This is a genomic window from Fulvivirga kasyanovii (assembly GCF_009711405.1).
GTDB classification, from domain to species: domain Bacteria; phylum Bacteroidota; class Bacteroidia; order Cytophagales; family Cyclobacteriaceae; genus Fulvivirga; species Fulvivirga kasyanovii.
Genome location: NZ_SMLW01000680.1, coordinates 74,241 through 85,616, shown reverse-complemented (window position 1 = coordinate 85,616; position 11,376 = coordinate 74,241). Strand labels below are relative to the sequence as shown.

Here is an 11,376-nt window from a genome sequence, read left to right as displayed (position 1 = left end):
GGTAATATCATGAAGGCGATGACAGAGCTGCAACTGGAAGATAGGCACAGGCAGTTTATTGAAAAAATGGCACTGGAGATGGCAAAAACAGCTCCCAAATCCAAGGAGAATGCATCAATGCACCAAACACACCTGGTAGACCAGAGGAAGACCGGTGGGCTGAAAAAGGCTTTGAAACCGCTACAGTTTCACCTGACCTACGAAAAAGGTGACGGCGCATACCTGTATGATGTCGATGGCAACAAATACATCGATATAGCCAGCGATAATGGTGTCAACCTGTTTGGGCACCAGCCGGCCTTCATCAAAGAAGCCATCGTAAACCGGCTCGATAAAGGATACCCGCTGGTAGGCTATACCGAAGAGCTCACCCAGGTGACCAAACTGTTCAGCGAGCTTACAGGGCATGAGCGTGTGCTCCTTACACAGTCAGGCACCGAAGCAGTAATGTGGGCCGTTAGGATTGCCCGTGCAGCCACACAAAAGAAGAAAATAGTCATTTTTGAAGGAGCATTTCATGGCTTGTCCGATGCAGTGCTTGCCGCCAAAGACCAGTTTGGCAACAGCATTGCCATGGGGCTGGGTATGCTACAGGAGTTTGCCGATGAGCTGATCGTGCTCGACTATGGCAATATGGACCACCTCAACGTCATTGAAGAGCGGGCCGATGAGATAGCAGGCGTGCTGGTAGAACCCGTGCAATCACGAAACCCTGCCAACCAGCCCATAGAATTTCTGAAAGAAGTGCGCAAGCTGACCCTGGAAAGCGGCGTCCTGCTGATCATGGATGAAATGATCACAGGCTTCAGGGCTTGCTGCAACGGTGTACAGGGCCTCTGGAAAATCAAAGGCGACCTGGCCACCTATGGCAAGATCCCCGCAGGAGGCATGCCCTCAGGTATGATCGCCGGCCCGGCCAAATACATGAACTTCGTAGATGGAGGCGTGTTTGATTATGACGACAACTCCATGCCGAGTGTGAAAAAAGCCCTCATGGCAGGTACACACACCAGAAACCCGATCAAGCTGGCCGCTACACTGGCCATACTTACGGAGATTAAGAAAAGGTGCTCGGCCTCAGGAAAAGATGCATGTGAACCCAATGCCTGCTTCTTACAGGATCTGAACGAAAAGACCATGCTCATGTGCGAAGAGCTGAACTCTTTCTTTGTCATGAAAAGAGTACCCATAGTGATTGAATATTTCAGCTCATTATTCAGGTTCAGATTCCTCGATGACCCCAATGGTGTAGTGAAAGAACTGCTGATGATCTTAATGAGAATGAATGGTGTGGAGACCAGTCCTTCAGGTAACTGCTTCCTTACCGTTGTCCATTCCGACAAGGATATAAAGGCCATCATAAAAGCAATTAAGCAAAGCGCAGATACCCTGCTGAAAGAAGGCTTCTTCTATGAGTCTGATACGGCAGAAGAAGATGATGCGCAGGAAGAAGTACAGGCGGCTACACCTGCCCGTGCAGATAAAACCAACAAACCCGTACAGGAACCGAAAAAAGATGATCAAATGGAAAAACTACGCGATTTGATCGTTTCTGATTTGAAAAATTTCCAGGAGAAAGGAGTGATGATATGACGGTAGCAACCACACACAATGTATTACAGGAGATCACCACGATCTTCGAAACCACTTTAAGGCTTCCTGCCGGCAAGCTGGATGTAAATGCCAATTTTGAAGATTTTGGTATCGACTCGATCATTTCGATGGAGTTGATCAATAAGATCTCCAAGAAATTCAACATTACACTCGCCCCTTCAAAATTCGTCAATGTCAGCAATATAACAGAGCTGGCCGAATTGCTGGAAGAGGAAATAACCGTGGAGGACGAGGACAGCCATGAGCCTGAGACTAACGAAGTGCCTGATGTTCAGGCAGAAGCAGCGCCTCAAAGTGCTCCCGTCGAAAAGCAAAAGGAGGTCAATCCGGCTCCTTCGAGGCAGACCGGTGCCAACCGGGCATTGCGTGGTAGAAAACTAGTCAGGGAGTCACACCAGGACCTGCTGCGCTACATTTATCAAAAATATAATGTTGACCTCTCATACAGGTCGTTCCGGTCAGTGGATGAAATAGTTGAAACCCTGTTGACCCATCATACCGACGATCTGCTGTTCTACTATGACACCGTTCATAAACATCACGGCAATGGCAACGGTCATGAAGTTAAAAAGCATACAATAACCCATACCCCGGCTGCGCAGCCACGTCAGACCTGCGATGTGGCTATTGTCGGCCTGAGCTGCAACTTTCCGGACGCACCCGATGCACAGGCCTTTTGGCACAACCTGATGAACAAAAAGAACAGCATCAGGGAAATTGAAAAATCAAGATGGAACTGGGAAGATTACTACGAGCCATCTGCCACCCCGGGCAAGACCGTGTCCAAATGGGGTGCATTGCTCAGCGATATAGACCGCTTCGACCCGGAATTCTTCAACCTTGAACCTGAGGAAGCACTTTTGATCGACCCTCAGGAAAGGCTGCTGATGCAGGAAGTTTACAAAGCATTTCAGGATGCCGGTATAGCGCCAAAAAGCCTGGCAGGATCAGATACTGGTGTATATGTGGCCTACGAATATTCAGAGTACGAAAACTACCTGAGAAGAAACATAGACAAGATCCCCGTAGGCAAATACGGGCCGGTTTTTACCTCATCAAGCCCGACCTATTACCTGGCCAACAGGCTCTCATTCCTGTTTGACCTTTACGGCCCCAGCGAATCCATCAATGTCAATTGTGCAGGCTCGGCTGTAGCCATCAACCGCGCCTATTACTCGCTGGCCAATCAGGAAAGCAGCGTAGCAGTAGTAGGTGGTGTTTCCTTAAACCTGTTCGCCGATGATTATATCTCATTGTCGCAATACGGCATGCTGTCTCCCACCGGTACATGCGGCGTGTTTGATGACAATGCCGATGGCTTCACCAGGGGAGAAGGCGTGGCAGCCGTGGTTTTGAAAAGGCTGGAAGATGCCGAAAGAGACAACGACAGAATTTATGGCGTGATCAAAGCCAGCCACCAGAGCAACAGAGGCAATGCCCGTTTCTTATCAGAGGTTAAACACGAAGCCATTACCGGAGCCATCACCAACTGCTACAAAAAAGCCCTGATAAACCCGCAATCCGTTAACTACATTGAAGTGGACGGTTACGCTACCAAATGGGGAGATTCATTTGAGTACGAAGGCGTTAAAAACGTATTTAAAGGACACAAAGCCAAAGAGAAAAATTGTGCATTGGGAAGCGTGAAAGGAAATATCGGCAACCTTGAAGCCGTGAGCGGACTGGCCGGTTTCATCAAGCTGGCCCTGTCGCTTTACCATAAGAAATTTCCGGTGACCATTTCAGGAGAGAAGACCAACACCTTTCTGGATATCGACAACCCGTCGCACCCACTGTATATCGCCAATAAAGAGCTGGCTTTTGACGAACTGCGCAAAGACAATAGCACACCCATCAGGGCAGGACTTAACTCTTTTGCCGATAGCGGTGTCAACCTGCATATTGTGCTGGAAGAGTACATGAACCGCGAAGTAGCTCCGGAAGACGAAGCCACAACATCTCCGCAACTGTTTGTGCTTTCCGCAAAAGATGAACAGCGTCTCGATGAATACATCGATTCATATATCAGTTACCTTTCAGGCCATGGAGCAGGTATATCATTTCAAAACATGATCTACACCCTGCAAACAGGGCGTGATGCTATGGATGAAAGGCTGGCCATAGTAGCTTCGAACCACACTGAGTTGCTTGAAAAGCTAAAACTGGTTAAAGATTCCGGCAAAGGGACATCCCTGGAAAAGAAAGGGATCTTCTGCGGAAATATCAACGTCACCAAAGAAAACCGCATTGTGAATATCCTGACCAGGGACATGATCAATACCATGGTGGGCCAGAGCTTACAGGCAGCACAGTGGCAGCAGCTTGCCCAGTTGTGGATCAGCGGCCTGCCGATCGACTGGAAAGTGGTCTGGGAAAATAAAAAAGCCCGGCCGGTATCCTTACCTGCCTATCCTTTTGCCAAAGAAAGGTACTGGATAGATGTGGATGGAGCAGAGAAACCGGCAGTTGCCGCAAAGCAGCTCCGGCAACCTGCTAAACAGGATACAGCTAAAGCCAATGGCGCACCCGCTATGAAAGCAGAGTGGTTCTTTTTTATGTCTGATGAAGGGACCGGAGAAAGCAAAGCCATGAAACCCGCTGATAAACTGGAGCTCTTCCTAAAACATGAAATAGCGCTGCAACTGAACAAGCCGATGGCTGAAATTGCAGAAGATGTCAATTTCCTGGACCTGGGCATGAACTCTATCGGCCTGATCACCATGATCGCCCAGATCAATGACCTGTTGGAAATCACCATTTCACCGGCCATTTTGTTTAATTACTCAGAGGTGAAAACACTGTCAGGATACCTGGTGGAGCACTTTGCCCCAAAAATTGAAAAGCTCAACGTCACCCGGGATAATACACGGGCAGGCCAGGCCAGTGACAGGGCGAAGGTGAAAGCAGAAGAAGGTGAAGAGGCACTAAAGCGAAGAATACTGGTACCCATGCAGGCCAAAGGTAGCAAAAGGCCTGTTTTCGCCGTTCCGGGTGCTGATGGCAATGTGATCACCCTCCAACACCTGATCTCAGCCCTGGGAACCAGCCAGCCGTTCTACGGCCTGGAAACCGTAGGGGTGATTGGCCAGGTAGAATCACTGGATAGTGTGGAGGCCATAGCCAAAGCCAATATCGAAGCCATTAAAGAAGTACAACCCAAAGGCCCTTACCGTTTGCTGGGCTTCTCCAACGGTGGTACCATAGCATATGAAATGGCCAGAATGCTGCTTGAGCAGAAAGAAAAAGTGGAGACATTGATCCTGGTTGACTGCATGTCGCCCACACTGCCCGACGGGCATATGATCGAAGACCTCGTAGAGGGGATCAAGTCGATCTTCATCAGCTCATCCGGGCAACACGTAGACCTGGATGCCGAAGCATTAAAGAAAGTGCCTGAAGACCAGATCGTGGATTACATATACGACAACATCAAAGACCTCGGCTTCAACTTTCCCAAAGAGCAACTCGCCACAAGCATTCATACAACCATAGCCAATGATAAATTTTGCCGTGCATATCAGCCTTCAAAATTGTCAGCAGCCGTGGATGTACTACTCTTTAAAGCTACCGAAGGTTATCTCGATACCTATAAGAATGCATCGGAAGATTATGGATGGAACGAATTGCTGAGTAAGCCGGTGCAGATTATCCCGGTTGAGGCCAATCACTTTTCGGTGATCGACAAGGACAATAGCAAAAAAATAGCTAAAAAGGTCAGCGCTTTCTTCAATAAAACCAAGCCAAAGAAAGCCCCTGTAAGGAAAAAACGAGCTTCAAAAGCATAAACCGATAAAATTTAACATCTAAAGCAGGTAACAAGTATTTTCATTTGTTGCCTGTACGCATTTAAAATCCATAGGATCATTAATAAGTGTAATTATGAGTAAAAACCCGAAACCGCATTTTCTGGAAAGTGTTACCGACATGGTTCGGAAAAGAAGACTGATTATCTGGTTGGCTTTTGTCGCTATTACAGTATTCACCTTTTTGGGCATACCCAAAACCAAATTTGATATGACCATTGAAGGGTGGTTTAAGGAAAACGACCCTGTACTGGTAGCCATGGACGAGTTCAAGGCACAGTTTGGCAGCAACGAAGGTGTTTACATTGTTTACAAACCTGAGGATGGTGACGTATTTTCCCCTAAATCCCTGGAAACCGTAAAGGGGATCTATGAAGACATCATTGCCGAAAAATATGCCAGTGACTCCACCCAGTTAAAGCACATTGTGAAGGTCAACACCATCCTGAATGCGCAGCTATTGATGGCTGATGGCGATGTACTGGTTTCCCGGCAACTGATCGGTGAGAATATCCCAGGGACCCAGGCAGAGATCGAGGAGCTTCGCAAGCTTGCCCAGACTCAAAGGTCTTTCCCGCTGCTCTTCTTCTCCAAAGACATGAAGTACGGCGGCATACTCATAGAAACAGATTATGGTACCGAGCTTATCGAAGACGAAGAAGGGACCTCCGGCGATCCGGAAGGAGAAGTGGCGGAAGCACCTGAGGAGCTGGCCATGGATGAACTGGAAGCGCTGGACGAACTCGTAGTAGAGGATTTCAGCGAAGCAGAAGTAAAGAAAACCGAAGAGCGTGTACGCTTCAAACATGCCGATTTGAGTGAGCTGGTCCCCTTAATGGAAGAGATCAATGCCATTCTATACAAGCCGGAATACAAAGAGCACTTCGACTACTATGCCGTAGGCAACGCACCATTGGCCTATGAGCAGCAGACCATCGCCAGCAGCGAAGCCGGCCCGATCTACATGGGGCTTTTGCTGATCATCGCCGTATTGCTATGGTTCTTCGTCCGGTCATTCAGTGCAGTGGTCTGGTCACTCCTGATCGTTATAGTCAGTGCCGTCTGGACCATCGGCCTCGCAGGCTGGATGGAAGTGGAAGTAACCGTATTCCTGATGCTTACCGTAATGCTGATCCTGACCATTGGTGTATGCGATGCTTCACACATATTCTCCGGCTTCCTGTTTTTCCGCAATCAGGGTTATGACCGTCGCACATCCGTAGAAAAAGTATTCAAATCCACCAATAAAGCCATCACTCTTACGGCGCTGACCAGCATCATAGGTATGCTGGCATGTCTCATTATCCCCATCCCACGTATCCAGGTGTTTGGGATCATGTCGGCCGCAGGTGTTGCCTTTGCCTGTATCCTGACCATTTTCCTGTTGCCCCTTATGCTCGATGCCTGGGCTCCCGGACTACCAGATAAGGCGAAGAAAAAGAAGTTTACCTTCACCAGCGGAAAATACATCCCCAATTTCTCACTCTTCCTGCAAAGAAGGCTCGACAACGTTTTGTCAGTGGTAGGAAAAAATCCTGTTGGTATTATCTTCTTCTTTCTGATCGTATTGGGGCTCACCATCTACGGCACCACCATGCTCAAAGTAGATACTAACATTGCCAACCAGTTTGTGGAGGGCAATCCATACAGAGAGTCAGCCAGAATAATTGATGAAAAAATGATGGGCAGCCTCAACATGGAGATCTATCTGGATCTCGATAAGGCCAATGCTTTTGAAAACCCGTTTGTACTGAAAAAAATCGACGAACTGCAGCGTACCCTGGAGAAAAACTACAGCGAAGTAGTGGTAAGCACCTCATCGCTCGTAGAAGTCGTGAAGAAGGCCAATCAGACTTTGAATGAAGGCAGAGAGGACATGTACGTGATCCCCGATGAACAGAATGTGCTGGCCCAGACCCTTTTCATGTTCAACATGGCTAATCCCGAAGACCGCAGAAAACAGGTTTCGGATAACTACAGTAAATCACACATCTCCGTGCAACTGTACAATGTAGGCTCCCATAAATACATGAAAGTTTATGAGCGTATGCACAAGGACATTGATGCCACCATAGCAGAGCTTAAACAGCAATACCCAGATACCAAAGTGTCCATAACCGGTGCACTGCCTATGAACATGAAGTTTGTACAGATCATAGCAGGTAACGGACTGCAAAACATCATAGTAGTGCTGATAACCATCACCATTGTACTGATGTTCGTATTCGGTTCGTTACAGGGAGGTTTGATCGCCATTATTCCGAACCTCATTCCATCCATGCTTACATTGGGCTTATTGGGCCTTACCGGCAACTCTGTAGATATTGATATCCTCCTGCTGCTGCCTGTTGTTGTGGGTATCTCTGTAGACGATACCGTCCATTTTATCAGCCGGTATAAAGATAAACTCAAGGCAGAAGACGGTGATATCAAATCAGCATTACACCATACGATTAAAGAAGTAGGCCAGGCTGCTACCTTTACCAGCCTTGTTTTAGGGCTGGGGTTTGGCATACTATCCTTTTCAGCCATGCAGGGAACCGCCAATGTAGGTAAGTTCGGCTCCATTGCCATCTTCTCAGCCCTCATGTGCGACCTGTTTTTACTGCCGGCCCTGATCCTCGTTTTCAAACCGAAATTCCAAAAAAAGGCCAAAATGAAACTTCAGGGAGAAATGGTAGTGCAGAAGTAATTTTTAATCTTTTTCAATCTAAAAACATAAATAATGAAAAGAAATCAGATTGTTGTGTTGGTAGTCCTGGCAGTTTTGGCATCCTCATTTTCAATAAAGACCCTCTCAGGCCAGTCGGCTAAGGATATTATGAAAAAGGTACAGAAGGTCGCTAAAGGGTCCTTCACCTCTTCAATTCAGAAAATAAAGCTCTCCACCTGCAAATACACCATATCCGACAATAGGATAGTATGCACGGAAGAGCCCAGGAACAAAGTGCTGGAAAGCATAGCTAAAAACTATGGCGACGACCACGAAGACAGCCGCTCAGTCTCCATCATTATAGAACCTAAAAAAGAGCAGGGGGTAGGCATGCTTACCTATGAGTACGGCGAGCCCGGCAAGGACAACGATAGCTGGATCTACCTGCCTGCTTTGAGCAAAGTAAAGCGCCTGGCCTCAAGCAGCGACAGCAACGACGACAGCGGAAGCTTCTTTGGCTCCGAATTTTCCCTTGAAGACATGGAAGACCTGAAAATCAATGAATACAACTTTGAGATCCTGGGCGAAGAAAACTACAAAGGCCGCGACGTATGGGTGATCGAATACACCCCCACAGCAGAAAGGGCCAAAAAATCAAAATACAGCAAAACCACCTCATGGATAGACAAAGACAGGTTCATCAGCCTGAAAAAGAACCTGTACGTGAGAGGAGAGCTTTACAAGCAGCTAACCGTATCAGACGTAGAAAAAGTGGATGATGTATGGGTAGCCAGAAAACTCACCATGAACAACGTAGCCACCCGAAGAATAAGCATGATGAACATGGTATCCGTGGCATTTGACCAGGAAGTAGCAGATGAATTCCTGACTACCAGGACCCTCGAAGACTTTGCCTTCAGAGAACAAAACCTGACCAAATACCGCAGCAACCTTAAATAGTAGAATAGTCAGGAGTATTGAGTCGTGAGTATCTCAATACTCAATACTCCTGACTCACGACTAAACCATGACTCACGACTAAAATCTCAATACTAACAAATGAATTATTCAAATAAAGAAAATTACTTTGATGCCATTATCGTGGGTTCGGGAACCTGCGGCGCTACCATTGCGAAGGAGTTGAGCAGCAAGCACAAGAACGTCCTGATCCTGGAGCGTGGAGGCAATGATCCGCTGAAGGAATCACTGATGGCCTATGCCAAGATCTCTAATGAAGTGCCCGTAGCCGGTAAACTCAAAGACATGCGTGCGTTTACCACCGGAGGCAGCACGGCCATGTACCTCGCTGTAGCCGACCTGCCGCCGGTTGATACATTTAAAAACCTGGGCATCGACCTGACAGAAGACCTGGAAGAGGCATGTAAAGAACTGCCCATTTCCGAAATATCGGACAACTTCATAGGTGCCCAGGCAAAAAAGCTGGGAGAAAGCGCCAGGGCACTAGGCTACGACTGGAAGAAAAAGCTGATGCTCGTAGACCAGTCAAAATTCGATAATAAAAACTTCTACGAAGTAAAGTGGAAGGCCAGGACATTTGTAGACAGCGCCCTGAGGGACGGGGCCACACTGATCACCCAGGCCACCGTGTCAAAAGTGATACACGACAATAAAAAAGCTATTGGCGTGGAGTACACCATTGGCAAGAAAAAAGAAGTATTCAAAGCTTACGGTGAAAAGATAGTCCTCGCCGCAGGCTCCCTGGCCACGCCGGTAATCCTACGCGAAAGCGGCATAAAGAACGTAGTGAGCCACGGCTTCTACATCAATCCCAGCATCGGCCTTATTGGCTCTATCCGTGGCCTTTCGTCAGCAGAGAATTTCTGTGGCTGCATGGGCGCCAAAGTGGATGATGAGATCGAACTGATGGATGCTAATTTCCATCGCTTTCTGTTCAATGTAGGTATGCTCGTTTCAGCCAAACCCTTGCGAATAGCTGCCTATCCAAGGCACGTAGGTATTACCGTGAAAGTCAAAGAACCCGTAGGCGGTGAACTCACGGCAGACGGTAAGTTCAATAAAAAACTGACAGATAATGACCACCGCAAACTGGAGAAAGGACTGGGTGTGGCGCGCCAGATCCTTGAAAACGCCGGGGCCGGAAAGATCTTTAAAACCGAACTCATATCAGGAGGTGCATTGGGCACGTTGAAGATCAAGGAACACGTCGATGAAAAACTCCAGACCGAATACGAAGGCCTGTACGTCTGCGATGGCTCCATATTGCCTGAAAACGACAGGGTAACACCAACATTTACCCTCGTATGCCTGGCCAAATACCTGTCGAGGCACCTGGCTGCCACCCTTTAAGAACAATAAATTAACCAAACCATAACCACTTGAGATCAAGACTTTTGATTTTCTAGAATAAACACTAAAAACATGGAACATTCAGGAAAAAGTAAAACCAATGGCTTTTTGTTAATGCTGACACTGCTGAGTGTCGCCGCTGCTGTGGCAGCACCTTTCTTTTGGGACCGATTCATGGAAGGGCAAACAGGGATGATCGCATTGATCGCAGTTGAAATACTGCTGGTAATATTCATCATAGCCTCGACCCACTCCCTCTGGAAAAACTCAGGCTCAGGACAATGGAAACTAAAGTCAGACAAAAAAGGTATGAAAGTCTACACCTTGAAAAACCCGGGAGAAACCTGGCTGAAAATTAAGATCATCGGCCGCTTGAAAGGCAGGTTGGCCAGCATCCTTGCCCTCATGAGAAACCCCGATGCCGCCGACGATGTAGGCATGTTCGACTCATACTACATACCCGGCTGGGACCCCGACAAAGACGGCGTAGACCCGAAGCTGGTATACTACACCTTCAAGCAAAAACTGTTTCCCCCATTCAAACACAGAGAGTTTGTGGTAAAGTCAGAATTCTCACAAGACCCCATTACCAAAGAAATGAAATTCAACTTCGTGGCCGCCCCCGAAATGCTGCCCGAGGATAAGCGCTACTTCCGCGTTACCGAAATGCACAACAAATGGAAATACACCCCCCTGGATAATGGCGAAGTACAATACGAATTCATCTACGACGCCGTAGACCCCGGAGGCAACTTCCCATACGCACTGGCCAACTGGCTGATCCCCGCCATGTTGCCATTTGCGTTCGCCAAAATGCCCAAGATCCTCGACAAAGATAAATACCGAAATGCCAGAATGGACTACGTCATGGAAGTAGACCAACCCGCAGAGGTAGTGGCATAATACCTTCTCTACCCCAAGGCTGTCCCCCGACAGCCCCGCACTGCAAGTAAAAACCACTGCAGTAAAAAGTACGCG

6 protein-coding genes are annotated in these 11,376 nt (G+C 47.8%); all 6 read left to right on the top strand.

Annotated elements, in window-relative coordinates:
• Positions 1-1,593: aminotransferase class III-fold pyridoxal phosphate-dependent enzyme (locus E1163_RS29935; RefSeq protein WP_221418109.1), on the top strand; the 1,593-nt coding region annotated here is incomplete at its 5' end.
• Positions 1,590-5,399: a beta-ketoacyl synthase N-terminal-like domain-containing protein gene (locus tag E1163_RS29930; protein WP_155177456.1), complete on the top strand. Its 3,810-nt coding sequence runs from the start codon at positions 1,590-1,592 to the stop codon at positions 5,397-5,399. The genes E1163_RS29935 and E1163_RS29930, both read left to right, overlap by 4 nt.
• A gap of 94 nt (positions 5,400-5,493) precedes the next feature.
• Positions 5,494-8,109 carry an efflux RND transporter permease subunit gene (locus tag E1163_RS29925; RefSeq protein WP_155177454.1) on the top strand — a complete coding sequence of 872 codons (2,616 nt, stop codon included), beginning with the start codon at positions 5,494-5,496 and terminating at the stop codon, positions 8,107-8,109.
• 33 nt (positions 8,110-8,142) lie between these two features.
• Positions 8,143-9,030 carry an outer membrane lipoprotein-sorting protein gene (locus E1163_RS29920; protein ID WP_155177452.1) on the top strand — a complete coding sequence of 296 codons (888 nt, stop codon included), beginning with the start codon at positions 8,143-8,145 and terminating at the stop codon, positions 9,028-9,030.
• 99 nt (positions 9,031-9,129) lie between these two features.
• Complete coding sequence (locus E1163_RS29915) at positions 9,130-10,398, top strand: GMC family oxidoreductase N-terminal domain-containing protein (protein ID WP_155177450.1); 1,269 nt, start codon at positions 9,130-9,132, stop codon at positions 10,396-10,398.
• Between the two features lie 72 nt (positions 10,399-10,470).
• A complete protein-coding gene (locus E1163_RS29910) occupies positions 10,471-11,301 on the top strand; it encodes an SRPBCC family protein (protein ID WP_155177448.1) in 831 nt (276 codons plus the stop codon).
• Positions 11,302-11,376: the final 75 nt, after the last annotated feature.

Coding starts and splice junctions, on each gene's coding strand:
- E1163_RS29930 (WP_155177456.1), top strand. CDS start 1,590: ATGACGGTAGCAACCACACACAATGTATTACAGGAGATCACCACGATC.
- E1163_RS29925 (WP_155177454.1), top strand. CDS start 5,494: ATGAGTAAAAACCCGAAACCGCATTTTCTGGAAAGTGTTACCGACATG.
- E1163_RS29910 (WP_155177448.1), top strand. CDS start 10,471: ATGGAACATTCAGGAAAAAGTAAAACCAATGGCTTTTTGTTAATGCTG.
- E1163_RS29915 (WP_155177450.1), top strand. CDS start 9,130: ATGAATTATTCAAATAAAGAAAATTACTTTGATGCCATTATCGTGGGT.
- E1163_RS29920 (WP_155177452.1), top strand. CDS start 8,143: ATGAAAAGAAATCAGATTGTTGTGTTGGTAGTCCTGGCAGTTTTGGCA.